The 21064-nt window shown below is 57.0% G+C and carries 18 protein-coding genes and 1 tRNA gene; 5 read left to right on the plus strand and 14 right to left on the minus strand.

The window, feature by feature from the left end; all coding sequences use genetic code 11:
- Positions 1-315: 315 nt before the first annotated feature.
- Complete coding sequence (locus ACO6EE_RS01120; protein WP_485958688.1) at positions 316-1113, minus strand: c-type cytochrome; 798 nt, start codon at positions 1111-1113, stop codon at positions 316-318.
- 281 nt (positions 1114-1394) lie between these two features.
- Between ACO6EE_RS01120 and ACO6EE_RS01125 the strand changes: the two genes are divergently transcribed.
- A tRNA-Arg gene (locus ACO6EE_RS01125) sits at positions 1395-1471 on the plus strand.
- 148 nt (positions 1472-1619) lie between these two features.
- Here the strand turns inward: ACO6EE_RS01125 and ACO6EE_RS01130 are convergent.
- The 6 genes from ACO6EE_RS01130 to ACO6EE_RS01155 all read right to left on the minus strand — a co-directional run bounded on the left by ACO6EE_RS01130 (position 1620) and on the right by ACO6EE_RS01155 (position 9154).
- Positions 1620-2279, minus strand: coding sequence for a protein-L-isoaspartate O-methyltransferase family protein (locus tag ACO6EE_RS01130; protein WP_485958689.1), 660 nt, complete (start codon positions 2277-2279; stop codon positions 1620-1622).
- Positions 2280-2418: 139 nt separating this feature from the next.
- A complete protein-coding gene (locus tag ACO6EE_RS01135; protein WP_485958690.1) occupies positions 2419-4701 on the minus strand; it encodes an NADP-dependent malic enzyme in 2283 nt (760 codons plus the stop codon).
- A 167-nt stretch (positions 4702-4868) separates the two neighbouring features.
- Entirely contained in the window at positions 4869-5462 is a 594-nt protein-coding gene (locus ACO6EE_RS01140) for a FixH family protein (protein ID WP_485958691.1), read from the minus strand.
- A gap of 4 nt (positions 5463-5466) precedes the next feature.
- Positions 5467-6900, minus strand: a complete 1434-nt coding sequence (ccoG, locus tag ACO6EE_RS01145) for a cytochrome c oxidase accessory protein CcoG (RefSeq protein WP_485958692.1) — start codon at positions 6898-6900, stop codon at positions 5467-5469.
- A 493-nt stretch (positions 6901-7393) separates the two neighbouring features.
- Entirely contained in the window at positions 7394-8752 is a 1359-nt protein-coding gene (ribBA, locus tag ACO6EE_RS01150) for a bifunctional 3,4-dihydroxy-2-butanone-4-phosphate synthase/GTP cyclohydrolase II (RefSeq protein WP_485958693.1), read from the minus strand.
- Between the two features lie 15 nt (positions 8753-8767).
- Positions 8768-9154 carry a VOC family protein gene (locus tag ACO6EE_RS01155; RefSeq protein ID WP_485958694.1) on the minus strand — a complete coding sequence of 129 codons (387 nt, stop codon included), beginning with the start codon at positions 9152-9154 and terminating at the stop codon, positions 8768-8770.
- A gap of 210 nt (positions 9155-9364) precedes the next feature.
- Between ACO6EE_RS01155 and ACO6EE_RS01160 the strand changes: the two genes are divergently transcribed.
- The 3 genes from ACO6EE_RS01160 (at position 9365) to ACO6EE_RS01170 (ending at position 11774) form a co-directional block, all read left to right on the plus strand.
- A complete protein-coding gene (locus ACO6EE_RS01160; RefSeq protein ID WP_485958695.1) occupies positions 9365-10750 on the plus strand; it encodes an FAD-binding oxidoreductase in 1386 nt (461 codons plus the stop codon).
- A gap of 94 nt (positions 10751-10844) precedes the next feature.
- Positions 10845-11120 (plus strand): hypothetical protein, encoded by a 276-nt coding sequence (locus ACO6EE_RS01165; protein WP_485958696.1) that lies wholly within the window; start codon positions 10845-10847, stop codon positions 11118-11120.
- Between the two features lie 243 nt (positions 11121-11363).
- Positions 11364-11774, plus strand: coding sequence for a hypothetical protein (locus ACO6EE_RS01170; protein WP_485958697.1), 411 nt, complete (start codon positions 11364-11366; stop codon positions 11772-11774).
- A 65-nt stretch (positions 11775-11839) separates the two neighbouring features.
- Here ACO6EE_RS01170 and ACO6EE_RS01175 read toward each other — a convergent pair whose 3' ends face one another.
- The 5 genes from ACO6EE_RS01175 to tsaD all read right to left on the minus strand — a co-directional run bounded on the left by ACO6EE_RS01175 (position 11840) and on the right by tsaD (position 16479).
- A complete protein-coding gene (locus tag ACO6EE_RS01175) occupies positions 11840-12568 on the minus strand; it encodes an amino acid ABC transporter ATP-binding protein (RefSeq protein ID WP_003822169.1) in 729 nt (242 codons plus the stop codon).
- A gap of 62 nt (positions 12569-12630) precedes the next feature.
- Positions 12631-13410, minus strand: a complete 780-nt coding sequence (gene rsmA / locus ACO6EE_RS01180) for a 16S rRNA (adenine(1518)-N(6)/adenine(1519)-N(6))-dimethyltransferase RsmA (RefSeq protein WP_049258683.1) — start codon at positions 13408-13410, stop codon at positions 12631-12633.
- A gap of 543 nt (positions 13411-13953) precedes the next feature.
- Positions 13954-14931, minus strand: a complete 978-nt coding sequence (locus ACO6EE_RS01185) for a bile acid:sodium symporter family protein (protein ID WP_485958698.1) — start codon at positions 14929-14931, stop codon at positions 13954-13956.
- Positions 14932-15064: 133 nt separating this feature from the next.
- Entirely contained in the window at positions 15065-15202 is a 138-nt protein-coding gene (locus ACO6EE_RS01190; protein ID WP_485958699.1) for a hypothetical protein, read from the minus strand.
- 230 nt (positions 15203-15432) lie between these two features.
- Positions 15433-16479, minus strand: coding sequence for a tRNA (adenosine(37)-N6)-threonylcarbamoyltransferase complex transferase subunit TsaD (tsaD, locus tag ACO6EE_RS01195; RefSeq protein WP_485958700.1), 1047 nt, complete (start codon positions 16477-16479; stop codon positions 15433-15435).
- 641 nt (positions 16480-17120) lie between these two features.
- Between tsaD and ACO6EE_RS01200 the strand changes: the two genes are divergently transcribed.
- Complete coding sequence (locus tag ACO6EE_RS01200) at positions 17121-17378, plus strand: hypothetical protein (RefSeq protein ID WP_485958701.1); 258 nt, start codon at positions 17121-17123, stop codon at positions 17376-17378.
- A 245-nt stretch (positions 17379-17623) separates the two neighbouring features.
- Here ACO6EE_RS01200 and ccsB read toward each other — a convergent pair whose 3' ends face one another.
- Entirely contained in the window at positions 17624-18856 is a 1233-nt protein-coding gene (gene ccsB, locus ACO6EE_RS01205; protein ID WP_485958702.1) for a c-type cytochrome biogenesis protein CcsB, read from the minus strand.
- Positions 18843-20879, minus strand: coding sequence for a cytochrome c biogenesis protein ResB (locus tag ACO6EE_RS01210; RefSeq protein WP_485958703.1), 2037 nt, complete (start codon positions 20877-20879; stop codon positions 18843-18845). The genes ccsB and ACO6EE_RS01210 overlap by 14 nt, the downstream gene beginning before the upstream one ends.
- Between the last annotated feature and the right edge of the window lie 185 nt (positions 20880-21064).

Below are 21064 nucleotides of genomic sequence, written 5' to 3' on the forward strand. Positions count from 1 at the left end.
TGTTACTTACTGGCAAGGTTCTCTGAAATAGCACCTTTTTTGTTACTTATGCCAAGATTTCCTGTTTAACTGGCGTGGTTTGCAGGTCTGCCTCGGCTGGGATAAGTATGGTAGGCATGTGCTGCCGACTGTTGAACGGCTACCACCAAGCGCAGTTGTGTATGGCGCCGCGTGCCGATCGGCAGGCAGTGCGGGCATTCGAGCGACGGATGGCGGCGTTTTTGCAAGCGGCAGGATAGCCAGGCCGCTTGATTGATGTGCGAAATAAAGGCTACCTGAAAATTTTCAGGTAGCCTTTATGATGGAAGGACAGACTTACAGTTTGCCGCCGGATTGGTTGGCCATATACACCACGGCAGCTTCCACGTCGGCATCGCTCAGGTTGGCATCACCACCGCGGGCAGGCATGGTTTTAAAGCCTTGGATGGCGTGTTGCACCAAGGTGGCGCGGCCTTGTACCAGGCGCGGTGCCCATTCGTCGTTGTGAGTGATTTTGGGCGAGTTGGGGAAGGCGGAATTGGCGGCGTGGCAGGCGATGCACAGTTTGTTGAACACGGCTTCGCCATTGGCGGCGGCAGATTGGCCGGCCGGGGCGGATGCGCCAGAGGCGGCGGCATCGCCTTTTTGCACGGCGGGGGCGGTAAAGTTGCCGCCGGATTGGTTGGTCATGTAGGCCACGGCGCGGGCTACCTCATCATCGGTGAGGGTGCTGTCGCCACCGCGTGCTGGCATTTGGCCTGCGCCATTGAAGCCGTTGATGGCGTGGACAACGAGAGTGTCGAAGCCTTTGGCGATGCGGGCGCTCCATTCGTCGTTATGGGTAACTTTGGGCGCGAAGGCAACGTTTTTGTCGGCACCGTGGCATTGGATGCAGACTTTATCGAACACTTGCTTGCCTTCGCGTTCGCCAACAGGCGTACCGTCACCCATAGTGAGGCGGCCAGTGGGCTGAATACGGGTTTCCACAGCGCTGGGCTGCATATCGGAAACGTTGCTGTAGTAGCCGGTGGTGGCAAGCTTAACCAGGAGGAAGAGGGTAATCAGCAAAACGAGCAGGCCGCCGATAAAGGTGATGGCGGCTGAGCCTTTGATGTTGTTAGCAGTGGTGTTCATGGTATGGGCTTTATGGTTTGTGGTCGTTATGGGCGCATGCGGCAGCATGCTTGTTTATTGGTGTGAAACCTTCACATAATCAGATTATTGAACGCTTCTTTTGGATTCACGTTCAATCCGGCTGATACAGGTTTGGTTTCGGTTTGTAAGATTGTGCGAAATTATACTGAATTCGCTTATAGCTTCCAATCGTAAAATTCTATTCTGTGCCGCTTTGCCGCCGGAAGGAGACAAAATTTTTTGCCTTTGTGCCGGTTTTGGGTTAATCTTACGCGCTTCTCGCACCCATAGCTCAGTTGGATAGAGTGTCAGTTTCCGAAGCTGAAGGTCACAGGTTCGATCCCTGTTGGGTGCGCCAGTTATTTGGGAAGGCAGCCGGTTGGCTGCCTTTTTGTTGCTTGGTCGTTTTTAAAATGGCATGATATGGTGTTGATTCACCTTATTTTTATACCAGCTGACGACTATAAATTTCAGGTAGCCTTTCCAGTGAGGCTACCTGAAAGTTTTTAGAAGCGGAACGATGAGGGTTTTTTCACGGCGGGGCCGCCGAGGGCAGGGGCAACGGTGTCGAACATCACGCTTTGTTCGCAGCCGGCTTCGCCGTTGCATTGCACGAGCAGGGCGCGCATTACGGGTTCTTGGCCGACGATTACGGCCATGCGGCCGCCGGCGGTTAATTTATTTCGCAGGGTTTCCGGCATCACGGGGCAGGAGCCGCCCACGTAGATGGCGCTCACGGTGGCGATGGGCGGGTTCACCAGGCCGTCGCCGATGCGGTAGTCGATATTGGTGAGGCCGAGGCGGTCGAGCACGGCTTTGGCTTTTTGCTGTTGGGCTTCGTCGGTGTCTACGGTGATGACGCGGCCGGCAAGTTTGGCCAGCACGGCGGTGGCGTAGCCGGAACCGGTGCCGATTTCGAGCACAGTGTCTTGTTTGGTGAGCTTCAGGCCTTGAATCAGGCGGGCAACCACTTTGGGCTCAAGCATGGCGCTGCCGTTGGGCATGGGCAGGGAGAGATCGGCGTAGGCGCAGGCTTGCTGTTCGGGGGCAACGAATTGTTCGCGCGGCACTTCGGCCAAGGCGTCGAGAACATCGAAATCCAATACGCTCCAAGGGCGGATTTGCTGTTCGACCATGTTGAATCGGGCTTGTTCGAAAAAGTTCATTATTCTGCTCCGCAACGGGGGGTATGTGTTTGAAGACCGGATTATAAGCTAATTCGGTGTTTGTGGGAGGCAAAAGTGTGGCGGCAGAAAAGGCTACCTGAAATTTCAGGTAGCCTTGATTTTTACTGTTGCAGCTGGTTTAGCCTTGGCGCTGTGCATCCACGGCGGCCAGTGCCACCATGTTTACCAAGCGGCGCACGGAGGCGAGCTGGTTGATGATGTGCACAGGTTTTTTCATGCCCAGCAGAATCGGACCCACGGTTACGCCGTCGGGGCTGGCGACGCGCAGCAGGTTGCAGCTGATGTTGGCGGCTTCCACATTGGGCATCACCAGGAGGTTGGCAGCGCCTTTCAGGGTGGAGTCGGGCATGCTTTGCTGGCGCAGGCTTTCCACCAAGGCGGCATCGCCCTGCATTTCGCCGTCGATTTCCAGCTGCGGGGCGGCTTGACGAATGAGTTCAAGCGCATGGCGCATTTTTTCGGCACTGTCAGAGGGCACGGAGCCGAAGTTGGAGTGCGACAACAGCGCGACCCTGGGCGTGATGCCGAAGCGTCGGATTTCTTCGGCACACATCAGCGTACTTTGGGCAATCTGCTCGGCGGTCGGATTGGCGTTTACATAGGTATCGACGATGAACAAGTTTTGGCCGCCGAAAATCAGCGCGTTCATGGCGCAGGCGGTGTGTTCGGGGTTGCTGTAGCCGACAACATTAGAAACAACATCCAAATGATGACGGAAGTGGCCGACTGTGCCGCACACCATGGCATCGGCGTGGCCTAAGTGCAGCATGAGCGCGCCGATGAGGGTGGGGTTGGCAATCACGTGGCGTTGCGCCAAATCGGGGCTGATGCCGTTGCGTTTTTGCAGGTTGTAGTAGGTTTGCCAGTATTCGCGGAAGCGGGGGGCGTTTTCGTTGTTGACGATTTCGAAATCGCTGCCGGCGCGGATAGTGAGGCCCATTTTTTGGATACGGGCTTCGATCACCGCAGGGCGGCCGATGAGAATCGGCGTGGCCAGTTTGGCAGACACAATCTGTTGGGTGGCGTGCAGCACACGCTCGTCTTCGCCTTCGGCCAACACCACGCGTTTGAGGGCTTGGCGCGCTTGGGCGAAGATGGGTTTCATAAACAGGCCGGATTTATAAACAAATTCGTTCAGCTTTTCTTCGTAAGCGGCGAAATCGGCAATCGGGCGGGTGGCCACGCCGGAATCCATGGCGGCTTTGGCCACGGCAGGCGCTACACGGGAAATCAGGCGCGGGTCGAAGGGTTTGGGAATCAGGTATTCGGGGCCGAATTTCAGCTCGGCGCCGGTGTAGGCGGTGGCAACTTTGTCGTTTTGCTCGGCCATGGCCAAATCGGCAATGGCGCGCACGGCAGCCAGCTTCATTTCTTCGTTGATGGTGGTGGCACCCACATCGAGTGCGCCGCGGAAGATGAAAGGGAAGCAGAGAACGTTGTTCACCTGGTTGGGGAAGTCGGAACGGCCGGTGCCGATAATCACATCGGGGCGGGCTGCTTTGGCTTCCGGCGGCCAAATTTCGGGCTGCGGGTTGGCCATGGCCAGCACGATGGGCGAAGCGGTCATTTGTTTGAGCATATCGGTGCTCAACACATTGGGGCCGGAGAGGCCGAGGAAGATGTCGGCGCCGGGCACGGCATCGCCAAGTTTGCGCCAGCCTTTGTCTTCAATGGCATAGCGCACTTTGCTGGCATCCATGCGTTCGCGGTCTTCGCGGGTTTGGTAGATCACGCCTTTGGAGTCGCACACGGTGATGTTTTCGCGTTTCATGCCCAAAGCCACGAGCAAGTCGAGGCAGGCAATGGCGGCAGCACCGGCGCCGGAGCATACCAAGCGCACTTGGCCGATGTCTTTGCCCACCAGGCGCAGCCCGTTGAGAACGGTGGCGGCGGTGATGATGGCCGTGCCGTGTTGGTCGTCGTGGAATACCGGGATTTTGCAGCGTTCGCGCAGTTTTTTCTCAATGTAGAAGCATTCGGGCGCTTTGATGTCTTCCAGGTTGATGCCGCCGAAAGTAGGCTCGAGCGAGGCGATGATGTCCACCAGTTTTTCGGGGTCGGTTTCATTGATTTCGATATCGAACACGTCGATGCCGGCGAATTTTTTAAACAATACGCCTTTGCCTTCCATCACCGGTTTACTGGCCTCGGCGCCGATATTGCCCAAACCGAGCACGGCCGTGCCGTTGGAAACCACGGCCACCAGGTTGCCGCGTGCGGTGTATTTGTAGGAATCCTGCGGATTGGCTTGGATTTCCAGGCAGGGAGCGGCCACACCCGGAGAATAGGCCAGCGACAGGTCGTGCTGGGTGGCCAGCGCTTTGGTGGGGGCTACCTGAATTTTGCCGGGCTGCGGATATTGGTGAAAATCGAGGGCGGCTTGTTTCAGCATATCGTCCATGGAATATAGTCCTTAATGATGGGGTGGAGGAGTAAGGCTACCTGAAAGTGGAGGTGCCAATAAAATAAAATCGTAATCTGCGCCGCTACGCCGAATAAAGCAACGATCGCCGCAGCAGTTCTTGCTTCATCCAGGGAGAGCCGGATTGTTAGAAGGCAAGCAGGGTTTTAGCTGGATTGCTCGGTTTTCGGCGGATTGGGCGCCACCGGCTGCGGCATCGGCACCAAGCTTAGGCTGTTGCCGCGTTTGGGATACCAAATGCCTTGCACACGCCACTTGCCAGTGCTGTCTTCCAGGCGCACATACCAATGGTCGGCAGGGCGGAGGGATTGGAAAACGGCGGCATATTCTACCCGATTCGCTGCTACTGCGGCACTACCCTGTTGCTGCATCTCTACGGTTTGGTCGTATTCGCTGCGGGCGGGATGCAGCCACAGCAGTTTGATCGGTACATTGGGCTCGATATTGCCGCTGAGCAGGACTTTGGCGCGGTTGTTGTCGGGGCTGATGAGCAATTCGGCACGGATTTGCCGACGTTCGGCTTCTTCATCGCGTTCCATTTGCAGCGCGATATTTTTGCCTTCTCGGTAGTAATCGTCGGTAACCAACGAAGGATTGTTGCGGGTGGCGGCAAGGTGATAAGTGTAGAAAGCGGCCACCACCACGATAGCCGGCCCGGCCATCAGCAGCCATGGCCAAGGATATTTGTACCACGGTTTGGCCGGGCTGCGGCCAGCGTGGGGCGGGGTGGGCGTGCTCATGCGCTTATTCTCCGGTGAAGGTACTTTTGGTGGTGATGGTTTCGGCTTCGTTCGGCTTTTCGGGATCGGCATAGCGGAAGGTGAAGACGATGGGGTTGCTGCCCGGCTCGGCATAATCGGGCAGCACGGCTACCTGAACAGGAATGGAAATGCTGTCGCTGCCGTTGAGGCGCAGGCCGCCTTCAGGCAGGCCGGTGATTTTGATGTCTTCCAAGCCGGCCACTGACGCGGTAAGGATTTTGGTGTGTTCGCTGGCATTGGTAATGCGCAGGTTATAGGCGTTTTCCAGCCAGCCGTCTTGGTTTTGGCGCACCATCACGCCCCGGTCTTTGATGATGTCGATGTGCACATCCTGGCGCAGCAGAAGGCCGACCACCAAGCCAACGGCCACTGCGGCCAACACCGCACCATAGCCCAATACGCGCGGACGCAACATACGGCGCGGGATTTTGTTTTCCGGATAGTCTTTTTCCAACGCGCCTTCGGTGGTGTAGCGGATGAGGCCGCGCGGATAGCCCATTTTGTCCATCACCTCATCGCACACATCAATGCAGGCGGCACAGCCGATGCATTCGTATTGCAGGCCATTGCGGATGTCGATGCCCACCGGGCATACCTGTACGCACAAGGTGCAGTTGATGCAGTCGCCCAAATCGGAGTCTTCGCGCTGCACGTTTTTCTTACGCGCACCGCGCGGCTCGCCGCGTGCCGGGTCGTAGGAAATAATCAGCGTGTCGCGGTCGAACATGGCGCTTTGGAAGCGGGCATAGGGGCACATGTATTTGCACACCTGTTCGCGCATGATGTGGGCAAATAGCCAAGTAGCCCCGCCATACAGCGTGGCGGCAATCAGTGCTGCGCCAGAAACGGCCGCCCAGTTGAAGGTGAAGATGTGGGTTACCAGCGCGCGGATGGGGCTGAACCAGCCGGCAAACGTGATGCCCGTCCAAGCGCATACCAGAAAAATCAGCAGATATTTGGTGGCTTTAATGCGGATTTTGGTGAAGTTCCACGGCGATTTATCGAGCTTGAGCCGTTTGTTGCGGTCGCCCTCTACCAAGTGGTCGATCCACAGCATGATTTCGGTATAGACCGTTTGCGGGCAGGCATAGCCGCACCACAAGCGCCCGGCGATGGTGGTCCACCAAAACAGGCCGAAAGCCGAGAGAAGCAGCAGACCGGTGAGGTAGATCAAATCGTTGGGCACTAGGGTGAAGGCGAAGATATGGAAGCGGCGGCCGGGAATGTCGAACCACACTGCCTGGCGGCCGTGCAGATTGAACCAGGGGGTAACATAAAACACGAACTGCGTGGCCAGAATAGCCCACAGGCGCAGGTTGGCAAAACGGCCTTTGGCCAGCTTGGGATGAATACGTTTCGCGCCCTGATACAGGGAAATCACCTGTTCTTTGGGTGGTTGGGCTGCGGGTTGTGCCATGAGGGTGTTCCTTTGGATTGCTCTAAAATTGTTATTGTTTATTAATTGTTTAGCTGCCAATTGGTGTGGCAAATAGTTTGTCGGCAGGGCGGTTGAACAGCATAGGGGATTATACGCCGTGGCCGAAACCCTTGTCAGCCCGCTTGGCGCTTGTCGTTTGTGCCCGATAGATAAAGGCAATGGCCGCGGATGAGAGGCTACCTGAAAGTGCAAAATTTGGTTTTCAGGTAGCCTTTATTTTAAGTTTCTCGGTTGTGGACTATTGGACATAAATGCCTGATCTACGGTTTACAGTAATGGGGAGAGTTTTGCATGAGAGAGGTTGCACATCTTGCTACGGGCTGGTGATGTGCCGATCGCCATATAAATTGGTGGATAAGCAAAGGCTACCTGAAAGTTTTGGCTTCGCAGAAACTTTGCTGCGCTGCGTTTTAGCTTCGCAGAAACTCACTAACGTTCGTTTTCAGGTAGCCTTTGCTTGCAACGATCGCTTTTATTCCATGCTCTCAAACCCGGTCACTTCCAACCCGAAGCCGGTGAGGCCGGTGAGGGAGGATGGCTGGCCGAGCACGCGCATTTTTTTCACGTGGAGGTTGGCGAGGATTTGCGCGCCGATGCCGTAGGTTTTGCTGTCCCATTGGCGGGTTTGGCTTTGGCCTTTGGGCAGGGTGCGGTCGAGCAGGGCGGCGCCGTCTTCGGTGCGGTGCAGCAGGATGGCGACGCCGTGTTCGGCGGCTTGGATGCGCTCGAGGGCTTGCGGCAGCGGCCAGGAGTGGCGGGGGTTGGTTTGCAGGAAATCCATGGCGCTGAAGGGCTCGTGTACGCGCACGAGGGTTTCGGTGTCGGGCTGGGGGCTGCCTTTCACCAAGGCGAGGTGGGTTTCGCCGGAGAGTTTGTCTACATAGACGTGCTGGCGGAAATCGCCCCAAGGGGTGTGGATGGGGCTGCTGCCCATTTCTTCGAGCAGGGTTTCGGTGCGGCTGCGGTATTCGATGAGGTCGGTGATGGTACCGATTTTAAGACCGTGCTGCCGGGCGAATTCGGTGAGCTCGGGCATGCGTGCCATGGTGCCGTCGTCGTTGATGATTTCGCAGATAACGGCAGCGGGGATGAGGCCGCACATTTGGGCTAAATCAACACCGGCTTCGGTGTGGCCGGCGCGCACCAGTACGCCGCCTTTTTGGGCGCGCAGGGGGAAGATGTGGCCGGGCTGGACGATGTCTTCCGGCCGGGCGGCAGGGGAGACGGCGGTTTGGATGGTGAGCGCGCGGTCGGCGGCGGAAATGCCGGTGGAAATACCATGGGCGGCTTCGATGGATACGGTGAAGTTGGTGCCGTATTGCGCGCCGTTGTGCTGGGTCATGAGGGGGAGTTTGAGTTTGTCTACCAGCTCTTCGGCCATCGGCAGGCACACCAGGCCGCGGGCGTGTTTGATCATGAAGTTGATGGCTTCGGGGGTAACGAATTGGGCGGCCATGAGCAGGTCGCCTTCGTTTTCGCGGTCTTCGGCATCGGTGATGATGACCATTTTGCCGGCTTTGAGGTCGGCCAGAATTTCGGGGATGGTGGAAATGGGGGCGGACATGGGATGGGTGTTCCTGTGGGTGGGTTGTGGAGCAGATGCGGGCTGGCTGTGGTCAGTATCGAGCCACAGCGCGGGCATGCCGGCACTGTGTTCGATTTTGCGGGCTTTGCGCTCGCCGAACGGCTTGTTTTTCAGCAGGGCGGAGAGTTCGCCTTGGTTGATGCCGGTGGCGGATACGAAATCAATCTGCCGGCCTTGGTGCAGGCGGTCGATCCATTCGCGCAGGTTGCGGCGGCGCAGTTCGGCAATATTGATAGGGCTGGGCATGGGCTACCTGAAATTTTAAGCGGGCGAATGCAGGCCGATGCGGTTGCCTTCGCTATCCTCGATAAAGGCGGCAAAGCCGTTGGCAATGGGAAATTTGGCGGTGAGTATTTTGCCGCCGGCCGCTTCGGCGGCGCGGGCGGTTTCGGTGCAGTCGGCGCAGTTGAAAAACACGGTAATGCCGCCTTGGCCGGCGGGTTGTGCGGCAGGGTCGTGCCAAAGCATGCCGCCGATGCCGTGTTGTTCCCAAGCGGGGGTAAACAGATACATCTTGTGCTGCGGGTTTTTGCCGGGCACTTCTTGCAGGGGCAGGCCGAACACGGTTTCGTAGAAGCGGGCGGCACGTACCAAATCCTGCACGTTGATGGCAAACCAGCTTACGGGGTTTTGCGGGGTGTTGTTCATTAGGGTTCCTTTGGGGTGTGGGTGCTAAAACTTGGTCGACTATACGGCGCTTGGCTGGAAAAGTAAAGTTAGATTAGTGGTGATGAAAAATTACTTTTAAGCAATATTCGGTATTCGGTTTTCAGGTAGCCTGCCGATGGCTGAAGGCTACCTGAAACCTCGGTCTTGCCGCTACAATACTGCCCATCCCAATCTTTCAGGTAGCCTCAAATGAATCCCGCCCATATTCCGCAAGCCCTGCGTGCTTTGCTCAGCGAACGCGAAATCATTGCCGACCCCGCTCCGCTGCTTGCCGACCGGCGCGGCCGTTATATCGGCCAGGCTGCCGCCGCGGTGATGCCCGATAGCGTGGAAAATGTGCAGAAGCTGGTGCGCTGGTGTGCCGAACATCGCGTGCCGATTACCCCGCAGGGCGGCAACACCGGCCTGTGCGGCGCGGCTGTGCCAAACGGCGGTATTTTGCTCAATCTCTCGCGGCTCAACCGCATCCGCAGCCTCAGCCTGGCCGACAACGCCATAACCGTGGAAGCCGGCGCGATTCTGCAAAACGTGCAGGAAGCCGCAGCCCAAGCCGGGCGGCTGTTTCCGCTCAGCCTCGCCAGCGAAGGCTCCTGCCAAATCGGCGGCAACATCGCCTGTAACGCCGGCGGGCTGAACGTGGTGCGCTACGGCACCACGCGTGATTTGGTGCTCGGGCTGGAAGTGGTGTTGCCCGACGGCAGCCTGCTCTCCCACCTTGCCCCGTTGCACAAAAACACCACTGGCTATGACATCCGCCAGCTCTTCATCGGCAGCGAAGGCACGCTCGGCATCATCACCGCCGCCACGCTTAAGCTCTTCTCCCCGCCGCAAACCACCGCTACCGTCTGGGTTGGCTTAGACAGTATTGAAGAAGCCGTGCGCCTGCTCACCCACATCCAAGGCCGTTTCGCCGAGCGGCTGTGCAGCTTCGAGCTGGTAAGCCGCTCCGCGCTTGCCCTCTCCGCCGCCTATAGCCGCCTCAGCCCGCCGATTGATGCCGAGTGGCATGTCTTGCTCGAATTGAACGACAGCCTGCTCCAGCCTGAATTGGCTAATGATGTGGCCGAATTTTTGTTTGCTGGTGGCTGGGAAAACGCCGTGCTGGCGCAGTCGGAGGGCGAACGCGCCGAACTGTGGCGGCTGCGCGAAGACATCTCCGTCGCGCAAAAAGCGCTCGGTGCCAGCATCAAACACGACATCGCCGTGCCCATCGCCCGCGTGGCCGAATTGGTGGCCAACGCCTCCGCCGCGCTCAAGCAGGCCTATGAGGGCATCGAAATCATCGTATTCGGCCACCTTGGCGACGGCAGCCTGCATTTCAATACCTTCCTGCCGCACATCCGCAGCAACCAGGCCTACGAGTACGAAGACGGCATCAACCGCATCGTCTATCAAGACACCCTTGCCTGCCAGGGCACGATTGCTGCCGAACACGGCATCGGCCAAGTGAAAAACCACTGGCTGCCCAGCGTGCGCAGCCCCGTGGAAATCGAGCTGATGCGCGCCATTAAGCGACAGCTCGACCCGCATAACCTGTTCAACCCCGGCAAACTGTTCCCGCCGGAGGCTACCTGAAAACTGCAGCAAGCCATATCGTTTACAAACAATTTGGTAGCCAACCAAAAGGCTATCTGAAAACCGCTAACTAACAACACAAGGAAACCCAATCATGAACCAAGCCTTCAAAATCCGCTGCCCGCTGCCGCACTGCACCGGCTGGGTAACCCAGCTCGACCCCGAAGACGGCTCGCTGTTTATGTGCGACGACTGCGGCCAAGTGTGGGAAACCAAAGCCGAGCTCGATGCCGCCATTGCCGAAATCATAGCCCGCTTTCCCTACCGCGCCGCCGTGTACCGCCAAGGCACCAATGGCTACGAAGCCGTGCCAGAAGCCGAAGAGCCGGCAGATTACGAACAGCAGGTAAACCAAGAGCCGTGGGCTTGATTTCCCGTTCTGGTGCTTGCCGTTCGAATGTGGAAAAGGCTACCTGAAAACGAACGTTAGTGAGTTTCTGCGAAGCTAAAACGAGCAAAGCGAGTTTCGCCAAAACGAACGAAGCGAGTTTCGCTAAAACGAGCACAGCGGAGTTTGCCAAAATGCAGTGCCGCGAAGTTTCCGCAAAGCCGGGAATTTCAGGTAGCCTCCGGCTCGCAGCAGCATCCATCTTCCATTGTCGGAGTGGCAGCCATGTACCCGTTAAAACCGAAAACCGAAATTTACCAAGCCATTGCAGTATTTTTAGATGCCTACAAGCGGCAAGACACCCAAACCTTGGCCGAGCAATTCGATATTCACGGCGAGGTTCTGGAAGAAATTGACGATATGCTGGATTTCATTGAAGACAAAACCAAGCTATATCTCGTTTCCCTGGAGGAGATGGATAAGTTTGAATGCGGCAGCACTGGTCTGAGCATCTTCGGCGATTTGAGCGATGATGAAGAGGGTGAGCAAGCCGAGCTGGAAAGCGAAGAAGAATCTGTGGGCGTGGAAGCCAAACTGTATGAAGAGGGCGAAGCGCAACACATCGGCTATATCGTGGGCGAATATTTTTTAAACGGCCAAAAGCCGGCCTTTATGTTCCAATATTTCAGCGTGTAGCCCAATGCGACAAAGGCTACCTGAAAGTTTCAGGTAGCCTTTTCTTATCTAGAAAATTCAGTTGATTAAGCCTTCATCACCTGTTTCAAAAACTGCTTCGCCCGCTCGCTGCTGGGGTTGGTGAAGAACACTTCCGGCGTGTCCACTTCCACGATTTTGCCTTGATCCACGAAGATAATCCGATCGGCCACTTCGCGGGCAAAGCCCATTTCGTGGGTAACGCACATCATGGTCATGCCGCTTTCGGCCAAGTCTTTCATCACTTTAAGCACTTCGCCCACCATTTCCGGATCGAGCGCGGAGGTGGGCTCGTCAAACAGCATCACTTGCGGCTCCATGGCCAGGCCGCGGGCAATGGCCACGCGCTGCTGCTGGCCGCCGGAAAGCTCGCCGGGCATGGCGTCTTTTTTATGCGCCAGGCCCACGCGCTCCAAGAGTTGCAGCGCTTTTTCTTCGGCTTGGGCACGGCTTTGCTTTTTCACTTTTATCGGTGAGAGCACGATGTTTTCCAGCACGCTCAAATGCGGATACAGGTTGAAATGTTGGAACACGAAGCCGACTTCGGCGCGGATTTTGTTTAGGTCGGTGGCGGGACTGGCCACGTCTACACCGTCCACCCAGATTTCGCCGCTTTGGATTTGCTCGAGCTGGTTTACGGTGCGGATAAGGGTGGATTTGCCGCTGCCGGATGGGCCGCACACCACCACCACTTCGCCTTTTTTCACTTCGAGGTTGATGTCGCTCAGAACGTGCAGTTCTTTAAACCATTTGTTTACATTTTTGAATTTAATCATTTTCTATTTCCGGAACGGCTGGGTTGTCGGTTGAAACAATCGGCGCGGGGCGGGATTGTGTTTTAGCTGGCCTTTTGGGCTAACAGGTTGGCCAAGGCTACATATTTTTCGGGCGCGATATGTTCGGCGCGTTCTTGCGGGCTGATGCCGGCAGCCTGCAAATCGCCATCATCGGCAATACCTTTGAGGTTGTTGCGGATGGTTTTGCGGCGCTGGTGGAAGGCTTGTTTCACCAGGGCGGCGAATTGCTCGAAATCCTGCGCCTGCCCGATGCGGTATTTGGCTGGAATCAGCCGCACCACGGCGGAATCGACTTTGGGCGCGGGGGAAAAGGCCTCGGGCGGTACGTCGAGCAGTTTTTCCATTTCAAAGAAGTATTGCAGCATCACGCTCAAGCGGCCGAAATCGTTGCTGCCGGGCTCGGCCACCATGCGTTCCACCACTTCTTTTTGCAGCATAAAGTGCATGTCTTCCACTTCGTCGGCATAGCGGCTGAGGTGGAACAGCAGCGGGGTGGAGATGTTGTAGGGCAGGTTGCCGACGATTTTTTTGCGCCCGGGCACGCTGGCGAAATCGAACTGCAATACGTCGCCTTCGTGGATAACGAGCTTGCCGGCATAGGGCCTGGTTTTCAGGTAGCCGATGATGTCGCGGTCGATTTCGCACACGTGCAGGCAATCGAGCTTGGCGGCCAAGGGTTCGGTAATCGCGCCGAGGCCGGGGCCGATTTCCACTACGGTATCGGCAGGCTGCGGCCGCACGGCCTGGACGATGTCGGCAATGATGCGGGAATCTTGCAGAAAGTTCTGTCCGAAGCGTTTGCGGGCGGTGTGTTGGGTCATAGCAGTGGGCCGGGCGGCAGTTGGCGGGAAAGGTGCGGATTGTATCAGATTCGGCGGTGTGCTTGGGCGCTCTACAAAAAGGCTTCTCTCTAACCTTAATCGCATAATGCTTTGTGTTCATGTGGTATAGGCAGTGTTTCTTGCGGCTTACCAAGTTTCAGGTAGCCTTTTCCATTTATTTCCTGTTCGCCTTTGCGCCTTATGCCGGCGCAGGCACTTCCTTTTCTTTGTTTCGCCAAAGAAAAGGAAGCAAAAGAAAGGCGACTGCGGGCAAAGGTTTAGCTTCGCTAAACTTCCCTCACTCTGCACAGTTTTTCGGGCGGGCTCGCAACTTGCGGCTGCGCCGCTTCGAACATGCAAGCCCTTGTTCCCCGAAAAACTGTGCTTCGTTCGGCTGTGCCAGCAGAGGGGAGATAGACCCAACCGTTTGCACATAGATTGTTAAGAAGCCTGATTGATAACGAGGGATAGAGTTAGATGTGGAGTGCCAAAAGGCTACCTGAAAATTTCAGGTAGCCTTTTGCTGCCAGCAGCCGGTGTGGCTTACTTGGCGGCAGTGTTTTCCTTTTGTGCGGCCTGTGTCTGCTTTTCGGCTTTGGTGGCCCAATAGGAGGCGAGGAGGGAGCCGGAAATATTGTGCCACACGCTGAAGATGGCGCTGGGTACGGCCACCAGCGGCATCATAGCGAAGTGGGCTTTGGCCAGCGCCGCGCCGAGGCCGGAGTTTTGCATGCCGACTTCGATAGCGAGGGTTTTTTGCGCGTCGTAGGGCAGGCCGAAGAGTTTGGCGGCGAGGAAGCCTAAGGCATAGCCGATGGCGTTGTGCAGCACCACCACGCCGAAAATCAACAGGCCGGTTTCAATAATCTGCGCACGGCTGCCGGCCACCACGGCACCGATAATCAGCACGATGGCAAGCACGGAAATCAGCGGCAGCACATCGAGAGCGGCGGCGGTTTGCTTACGGAACAGGGTGTGCGCCACCACGCCCAGCACGATGGGCAGCAGCACCATTTGCAAAATGGAGACCAGCATTGTGGTGGCGGAAACATCGATCCATTGGTTGGCAAACAGGAAGAACACCGCCGGGGTGAGCAGGGGTGCGAGCAGGGTGCTGATGGAGGTAACGGCCACGGAGAGCGCCACGTTGCCGCGCGCGAGAAAGGTCATTACGTTGGAGGCGGTGCCGCCGGGGCAGGCGCCCACCAGCACCACGCCGATGGCCACTTCCGGCGGCAGATTAAGGGTGCGCGAGAGCAAGTAGGCGGTGGTGGGCATAATCACAAACTGTGCCACCACGCCGATGAGCACGGCTTTGGGGTGTTGGCCGAGGATTTTGAAGTCGGAGGGGGCGAGGGTGAGCCCCATGCCGAACATAATGATGCCCAAAAGCCAGGGGATGTAGGGGGCGATGAAGCTGGTGAAGAGGGAAGGCGCCAAGAAGCCGGCCATGGCAAACAGCGCTGCCCACAGGGCAAAGGTGTTGCCGATGAAGCGGCTGAATCTTTGTAAAGCTGTCATGATGGTTTTTTGCAATTTTTAACAGGAAGGGCGAAGGATACAAGAAAGCAGGGTTTGGGGACAAGGGGCGGGCTACCTGAAAAGTGTAAAGGTGGCGCGGTATCATCCGGCGCTGCCTCTATAGCAAACCAACTTAACTAAAGATGCTGTTTGGCGGGGGTTGGATGGGGCGAGCGTGGATAAACTGCAGCAATTCGAGGTGCTGCGCACAGTGTTTCCTTTCGGCTACTGTGGTGTCGGCATGCTGTTTTTCCCATCTGGGAAACCACATACAGCGCATTTGGCTGATATACGGTGAAATGTACACGGAGCTGGTGGCCGACAGCTTTTAAGAATTTATGGAGAAAGCAGTGTTTGATAAGAAGTGGGATTTCGATTAGCAGCGGTGTTGGATGGCGATACAAAAGGGCTGTTTCACATGTTTGGGGCAGCCCTTAAATGTTTTTCAGGTAGCCTGTGCCGGATTGCATCAAGGCTACCTGAAAATAGGTATGCGATGGTTTAGCGCACGATTTCTGCCAGCGGCCAGCGCGGGCGCACGTTGAAGCCGGCCGCAGGCTGTGCCTGTTGCAGGTGCATGGCGCCGGCGAAGGCTATCATGGCGCCGTTGTCGGTGCACAGCGGCAGTGGCGGGAAATAGGTGCGCACGGCTTCGGGCTTGGCTTTGGGGCCGGGTCGCACTTGCAGCGCGGCGAGTTCGGCACGCAGTTTCCAGTTGGCGCCCACGCCGCCGGCCACCACAAGGGTGCGGTAGCCGGTATGCAGCAGGGCTTGGCGGGATTTGGCCAGCAGCACGTCCACCACAGCGTCTTGGAAGGCGCGGCAGATGTCGTTGCGGATGGTGTCCGGCAGGCTGCCGCCATGTTCGGCACGCACGTTTTGTACTGCGGTGAGCACGGCGGTTTTGAGGCCGGAGAAGCTCATTTGCAAATCGCGCGAATGCAGCATCGGGCGGGGGAAGGTGAAAGCATCGGGGCGGCCGAGCTTGGCCAATTCGGAAAGTTTTGCGCCGCCGGGGTAGGGCAGGCCGAGCAGTTTGGCGGTTTTGTCGAAGGCTTCGCCGGCGGCATCGTCCACGCTTTCGCCGAGCAGTTCGTAGTCGCTGATGCCGCGCACGGCCATGAATTGGGTGTGGCCGCCGGATACGAGCAGGGCAACGAAGGGAAAGGCGGGTTTTTCTTCGGCTAACAGCGGAGAGAGCAGGTGGCCTTCGAGGTGGTGTACGGGGATCACGGGTTTGCCCAGCGAAAAGGCGAGCGCGTTGGCATAGGCGCAGCCGGCCAAGAGCGCGCCGCCAAGGCCGGGGCCTTGGGTGTAGGCGACGGCATCGATGTCGGCGTAGTTTTTGCCGGCTTCGTGCAGGCAGGCTTGGGTGAGCGGCACGAGGCGGCGGATGTGGTCGCGGCTGGCCAGCTCGGGCACTACGCCGCCGTATTCGGCATGCATGGCCATTTGGGTGTGCAGCTGGTTGCCGATGAGGCCGTGTTCGGTGCTGTAGAGCGCCACGCCGGTTTCGTCGCAGGAGGATTCGATGCCGAGAACGAGCATGATAGAAGGCTACCTGAAAAATCAAAGGCTGTATTTTATAGCAAATCAACTTGGCTTTCGCTATGGTGTTGGCTTGCTAGGCAGGAAATGGCGGTGTGCACTCATGCTGAGGGCGGGGTTCATGCGGACGGACAGATTGACATACACCTCAAATGAAGTGGTGTGGGAAAATGTCGGCTAATGCAGACAGGAATAGACCTTGTTGTTTTTTCGCACAAGTTAATTTTGGTTAATTGTGTGTAATTTGCAGCTAGGCGGGAGGTATGGTAATGAGGTGGGCGATAGGTGGTTTTGGTCAGTATTGGCATGAAAAATATATTATTTTTTCTGATTGGGGTAGAGCACTATTCTTATCGGGGCGGCATTCGTTAATTAATAGTATTGTTTGCCCAGTGCATTAGATAAGAACGATTTTGGCGGCAGATGCTTGCGTGCGGTAAGTAGAGTAGGCAGTTTAATTGCCAGCTGCCACCAAACAGCGGATAATACGCGGCAATTCTTGATTGGAATTTATCTGTGAGACGGCTAGAGGTCTGCAGATAGGGAATTTTTTAAGTTATAACTTGAACTTTGTTAGAGGTAATTCAACATGAAAAAATCTTTATTGGCCGCTGCCCTGATGTCTTTGTTCTTGGCTGCTTGTGGTGGTTCTGCTCCGGCTCCTGCCGCTTCTGATGCTTCTGCTGCTTCTGCTGCTTCTGGCGCTGCTGCAATGGCTTCTGATGTTGCCGGTGCTGCTTCTCAGGCTACTGCTGCCGTTGAAGGTGCTGCTTCTCAAGCTACTGCTGCCGTTGAAGGTGCTGCTTCTGCTGCTACTACTGCCGTTGAAGGTGCCGCTTCTCAAGCTACTGCTGCTGTTGAAGCTGCTGCCAGCGCTGCCAAATAATTTGGCGGTTTGAGACCAAGCAAAAGCCCCGCAAAAGCGGGGCTTTGTTTTATGGCTAGAGCACTTCGATTGTTTCAATATTGGTGTGTCTTGCCACACTTATGTATTGCTTGTAGCTCATAGCTGTGCATGACTAAAGATGTGTTTAGTTCTCATAGAGGGATTTTTGATGCTGCTGGGTGTTCCCCGTGGTCTTTATGAATCCCTCTATATATTCAGGCTACCTGAAGCTGCGCTTTCAGGTAGCCTTTTTGCGGTTTACAGCCCGCCGTAGGAATGCAGCCCGCCCAAAAACATATTTACGCCGACGAAGGCAAAGGCGGTGATGAAGAAGCCGATAATCGCCCACCACGCCAATGGCTTGCCGCCCCAGCCGCGCACCAGGCGGATATGCAGCCAGGCTGCGTAGTTGAGCCACACCACCAGCGCCCAGTTTTCTTTCGGGTCCCAGCTCCAATAACGCCCCCAGGCATCGGCTGCCCACAGTGCGCCGAGCACGGTGGCTACGGTGAAGAAGAGGAAACCGATGGCGATGGCCTGATACATGGCTTCTTCAATCACTTCGGCTTCAGGTAGCCTCAACGAGGGGCGGCGCAGTTTCATCAATTCGGCCACACCAAGGAAGGCGGCCAAGCAAAATGCACCGTAGCCGATGAAATTGGCCGGCACATGCAGCTTCATCCACCACGATTGCAGGGCGGGAATCAGCGGCCGGATTTGCTGGGCGTTGTAGCTGAAGGTATACCACAGCACGAAGCCGACTAAAATCAGCTGCAGGGTGTACACAAACACGCCCAGCCGATGTAGGCGGAACTTGCCTTCGTAATACAGAAACATCAAAGCCGTGATGACGATAAACAGGATGAACACTTCATACAGGTTCGACAGCGGGATATGGCCGTTGCCGGGAGTGAGCAGATAGCTTTCATGCCAACGCACCAGCATGCCGGTGAGCCCGATGGCCGTGGCCACCCAAGCCAAGTAGCGGGCGATGCGCAGCAGCATGGGTACGGCCGGCGTGTTGTCTGTCTCCGCTTGTTTGCTGCCGCCGAGCAAGCCGAGCGCGTAGCACAGCCAAGCCATCGGCACCAGGGCGCACAGCCAGCCGATAGCCGATTGGCTGGCTAAGAAATAGCGCAGCAGGAAGCGTTCACCGTTGGCCATCTGCCCGGCGTAGAGCACGGTGGCGGCATAGGCCAGGGCGATGCACAGTGGCATCAGCAGGCGAAGCGGTTTGTAAAACCAGCCCAGCCACACGGCGGCGGCGGCACTGAGCCATAAAATGCACACTTCATATATGTCCATGCGGTGCGGCAGCAGAATCTGCACCGCAGCGGCAATGGCCATCATCAGGGCGGCAAACAGCCAGTCGGCTACCGAAAGCAGCTTCCAGAAACGCTGCTCCTGCAAAAGCTCGTGCTGTGGTAGCCAGCGTGGGGCACTGGCTGCCTGTTTTTGCGACAGGGCATCGGGCGTGTTAGGGTTGGTCATGGTTCAGTTCCTGCGCCAGGCGCGTGAGGTGTTGTGTGTGTGTGGCGAAAATCGGCTCCAGCTGCCGTTTGAGGCGGGCAGAGCTCATGGCGAAGCGGGCCTGGCCGTTGTCATACAGCAGCCAGGCGCGTTGTTCGCGCAGGTAAAACATCAGCGCCGTACCCAAAATCAGCAGTACAGAGCCCAGATACACCAAGCCTTGACCGGGCGAGCGGGTCATCTGCAGGCCGGAGGATTTCACTTCGTTGTAGCCGTTTAATTGCAGCAACACCGGTGAGCTGAAGCGGGTGAGGCCGGTGTAGGCATCGAAACTGTTGATGAGGAAACGGTTGCGCTCTTCGCTTTGCGGCCAGTCCAGCCCTTGCTCGGACAGCGCTTGCTCGAGGGCGATATTGCCAGCGCCGAACAGCATTTGGTAGAACAATTCGCGCATCCGATCTTGTTCGGCAGCGGGGATTTTGTTTTCCACGAATTGGTTGATGCCCACATAACCTTCGCGGGCGAACAGCTCCAAAATATTGCGCAAGGCTTCGCGGAAGCGGGTTTTGGAAGGCTCGGGCATATCGGCCACAGCACGGTCGAGCACAGCTTCGCGCAGCTCAGGCTGAAGCAGCACGGCGCGCAAGTGCATGAAGGTGTCGGGCTTGCCGTTTTTATCGGCCGGAATCATCAGCCAGCGGTAGTCTTCGCTGTTGCTGCCGCGCTCGCCGGTGGCGAAGTAGAAATCGCCGCCGCGCCGCAGGGGCAGCATGTAGTTGACATATTCGCGCGCCTGGCCGGCTTGGTCGCGCAGGCGGAAGGTGATGGTGGGGCCGACGTTGCGCAGGGCATCGGACTGCTGTACGCTGCGTGCCTCGTTGAGGCGGTGTCGCAGATTGGCCGGCTGCGAGGCAGCGTTATCGGTTTGCTCTTCGTCTTCCACGTTCAGCGGGCGCAGTTCGGTGAATTCGAGCGTGTATTGTTGGTTTTGATTTTGGCCCAGGCGCAGCGGGAAAGCGCTGAGCGAGGCGGCTTTGAGTTCGGTGCTGGCGGCGGAGGGCGTGCCCAAGTTCCAGGCGCGGAAGGTAAGGCCGGAGCCGCCGTCGCCGAAGCTGGCCTGGTAGAGCGAAATGCCGTGCAGGGTGAAGGGGTGGTTCACTTTCACGGTGGGGGTGTAGATTTGGCCGCTTTGCCGATCGGTTACGATTAAATCGCTGGCAAAGTTTTTCGGCATGCCGTTTTCGTAGTAATCCACATGGAATTGCTTGAGGGTTACGCTAAACGGCAATTCCTGCACCAAGAGCCCGTCGCCCGTGTCGAGAAACACTTCCTGCACGGTTTGCCCTTCGCGGATGTTTACATTGCCGCGAAACGATAAGGTATTGCTGCCCAAGCGGCTTTCTTTGCCGAAATCGTTGGAGAACTGGGCAGTTTTATTGGGCTTGAGGCTACCTGAAAACATAGCCAGCTTAATCGGCAGATTGCTGTCGATGAGGCCGCCCAGGCAAATCACGATGATGGCGGCATGGGCGAAGATGTAGCCCCACTTGTTGAGGCTGCCTTTTTTTGCCGCAATGATGAAGCTGCCGTCTTCGCGCTGTCGGCTTTGTACGGCGAAGCCGGAAACTTTCAGGTAGCGTTCGGCAATTTCGGGCGCGGGCGCGGCAGCGAGCAGGGTGCTATGTTTCATGGCGGCCAGCGAGCGGGCGGAAGCACTCAGGCGGAAGCTTTTCATTTCGCGCAGGAAAGGCGGGATATTGCGCCACAGGCACAGGCCGGTGGAGAGCATCAAGAATGCCAAAATAGCCACAAACCACGGCGCGGAATACACATCATACAAGCCGAGGAAACGGAAAATCTGATGCCAGAACGGCCCGAATTCCACCACATAAGCCACCTCCGCCTGATTTTGCTGCAGTACCGTGCCGATCACTGAAGCGAGCGCAAGCAGCGAGAGCAGCGCCACGGCAAAGCGCATGGAGCTGAAGAAGGCAAACCAAGGCCGCCGCAACAGCGGGGTTTTGGCGGGATCGGGTGTACTCATAACCGAAAATCCGGAGCAGAAACGTGGGACTGAAACAGCGGGATTATAACTGATTTGCCGCGGCTGCTTGGCTTATATCGTGAATTAAAATAAGGATACTGCGGAGCTGGCTCGCTGGCCGTGTGTGTGCTGTCTGCGTCGTGCCGCCTGGTTTTAAGTGTTGCTAGCCCGCTATGCTGGCATAA

The organism is Eikenella sp., from assembly GCF_057315495.1.

Bases quoted from the DNA above. Each gene is read 5' to 3' on its own strand.
- ACO6EE_RS01185 (WP_485958698.1), bottom strand. From the start codon at position 14,931: ATGACAGCTTTACAAAGATTCAGCCGCTTCATCGGCAACACCTTTGCC.
- tsaD (WP_485958700.1), bottom strand. From the start codon at position 16,479: ATGCTCGTTCTCGGCATCGAATCCTCCTGCGACGAAACCGGCGTGGCG.
- rsmA (WP_049258683.1), bottom strand. From the start codon at position 13,410: ATGACCCAACACACCGCCCGCAAACGCTTCGGACAGAACTTTCTGCAA.
- ACO6EE_RS01210 (WP_485958703.1), bottom strand. From the start codon at position 20,879: ATGAGTACACCCGATCCCGCCAAAACCCCGCTGTTGCGGCGGCCTTGG.
- ccsB (WP_485958702.1), bottom strand. From the start codon at position 18,856: ATGACCAACCCTAACACGCCCGATGCCCTGTCGCAAAAACAGGCAGCC.
- ACO6EE_RS01120 (WP_485958688.1), bottom strand. From the start codon at position 1,113: ATGAACACCACTGCTAACAACATCAAAGGCTCAGCCGCCATCACCTTT.
- ACO6EE_RS01190 (WP_485958699.1), bottom strand. From the start codon at position 15,202: ATGTGGTTTCCCAGATGGGAAAAACAGCATGCCGACACCACAGTAGCC.
- ribBA (WP_485958693.1), bottom strand. From the start codon at position 8,752: ATGCCCAGCCCTATCAATATTGCCGAACTGCGCCGCCGCAACCTGCGC.
- ACO6EE_RS01165 (WP_485958696.1), top strand. From the start codon at position 10,845: ATGAACCAAGCCTTCAAAATCCGCTGCCCGCTGCCGCACTGCACCGGC.
- ACO6EE_RS01170 (WP_485958697.1), top strand. From the start codon at position 11,364: ATGTACCCGTTAAAACCGAAAACCGAAATTTACCAAGCCATTGCAGTA.
- ccoG (WP_485958692.1), bottom strand. From the start codon at position 6,900: ATGGCACAACCCGCAGCCCAACCACCCAAAGAACAGGTGATTTCCCTG.
- ACO6EE_RS01155 (WP_485958694.1), bottom strand. From the start codon at position 9,154: ATGAACAACACCCCGCAAAACCCCGTAAGCTGGTTTGCCATCAACGTG.
- ACO6EE_RS01160 (WP_485958695.1), top strand. From the start codon at position 9,365: ATGAATCCCGCCCATATTCCGCAAGCCCTGCGTGCTTTGCTCAGCGAA.
- ACO6EE_RS01175 (WP_003822169.1), bottom strand. From the start codon at position 12,568: ATGATTAAATTCAAAAATGTAAACAAATGGTTTAAAGAACTGCACGTT.
- ACO6EE_RS01130 (WP_485958689.1), bottom strand. From the start codon at position 2,279: ATGAACTTTTTCGAACAAGCCCGATTCAACATGGTCGAACAGCAAATC.
- ACO6EE_RS01135 (WP_485958690.1), bottom strand. From the start codon at position 4,701: ATGGACGATATGCTGAAACAAGCCGCCCTCGATTTTCACCAATATCCG.
- ACO6EE_RS01140 (WP_485958691.1), bottom strand. From the start codon at position 5,462: ATGAGCACGCCCACCCCGCCCCACGCTGGCCGCAGCCCGGCCAAACCG.